Source organism: Ruegeria sp. F5 (genome assembly GCF_056533845.1).
Genome location: NZ_JBQFOU010000068.1, coordinates 1 through 1588, shown reverse-complemented (window position 1 = coordinate 1588; position 1588 = coordinate 1). Strand labels below are relative to the sequence as shown.

Annotated in this window: 1 protein-coding gene and 1 pseudogene; both read left to right on the top strand. The window is 53.5% G+C overall.

Annotated elements, in window-relative coordinates; translation table 11 throughout:
• Positions 1-253 (top strand): hypothetical protein (locus ACR0K1_RS25565; RefSeq protein ID WP_480852316.1); only part of this gene is annotated, 253 nt, incomplete at its 5' end.
• 17 nt (positions 254-270) lie between these two features.
• Positions 271-1388: pseudogene (locus ACR0K1_RS25560) on the top strand (IS3 family transposase).
• Positions 1389-1588 lie beyond the last annotated feature (200 nt).

The following is a 1588-nucleotide window of genomic DNA, read 5'->3' as shown; positions in this document are numbered from 1 at the left end:
CATTCTGCGGCAATACAACGTAAGCGTTGCTGACTATCTCGACGACATTCGCCTGACTGATAAGCTTCACAGCCATGGATTCGATGATCTATGTGAAGCCTTTGCTGTTTCGAAGCGCTGGTTGACGGGGAGGTCGGATTTGGTCAGAAGGCCGTTGAACTTCGATTTGCACTCCAAAGAGCTCATCAGTGAGGCTCGGCAATTGAAGGATGAAGTGTCTTGGCCCCCTAAAACTGTGCCACAGTTGGCTTAGTTTTGGAGACGGGATTGATGGCGCGGAAACGGTATTCGGACGAAGATATTCTGCGGCTTTTGCGCGAGATTGAGCTGGGCCTGGCATCTGGTTCGGATGTCGCGACGGCGTGCAGAACGGCTGGTGTCAGTGATGCGACCTATTACACATGGCGCAAGCGGTTTGGTGGGATGGGACGATCTGAGATGGCCAATCTGAAGGCGCTGCAGAAAGAGAATGATCGGCTCAAGAAAATCGTGGCTGAGCTTGAACTGGACAAACTCATTCTCAAGGAGAGCCTTGATTATCTAAAGCCAAAGGCCTGACGGCAGACCAGCTTCGTCAGGCCGTGGTCCACACCCGACAAAAGCTGGCAACCTCTGAACGGCGCACCTGTCGCGTGATTGGATTGGCGCGGAGCACGCTGCAATACCGCGCAGCGCCAAAGGATGATGAGGCGTTACGTCTGGCGATGATCCGATTGGCCAAACGGTATGGGCGCTACGGCTACCGCAAGGTCGCCGAGCTGCTGCGTGTCGAAGGCTGGGCAGTCAATCATAAAAAGATCGAACGACTATGGCGCGAAGAAGGCTTGCAGCTCCCACAACGGCACAAGAAACGCAAACGGCTGTACCACAAGGACAGCTCGATCATCCGGCTCCGACCGCAACATCCCAATCACATCTGGAGCATTGACTTTGTCCACGACAAGCTGAGCAACGGACAGAGCTACAAGATGCTGACGGTGCTGGATGAGTATACCCGTGAGGCGCTCTGCGTAGCGGTCAAGCCGAAGATGAACAGCGCAGACGTGCTGGATGCGCTCTACCCACTCTTATTGCGGCACGGGAAGCCCGAACACATCCGTTCCGACAACGGCGCGGAGTTCATCGCAACGGCCCTGCAGACCTGGTTAAGAAAGGTGGGCATTAAGCCGATCCAAATCTACCCGGGATCACCTTGGGAGAATGGATACAACGAGCGCTTCAATGGCACTCTGCGCCGGGAAGTCCTCAACGCAGAATGGTTCCACACCACCAAACAGGCTCAGATCGTCATCAATACCTGGCTTAGACAGTACAATCGTGTCAGACCCCATCAGGCTCTAAACATGCGACCGCCCGTTCCAGAAACCTTGCTCAAAACTGGCCCATAGAATTGGGGCTGGACACAATAACAACAGGTTTTCACTCATCACTCACATGTACAGCATGCAAATGAGATCATCTCAATTGCTCACAGCTTGAATTGGATAAAGAAATGACCGTAATGAACAATGCACCTGTCGCGGCTGATGATACTGTTGATCCGAGTGAGTTCCTGGTCAATGACTTCACCGATGGCTCTCAAACCGGG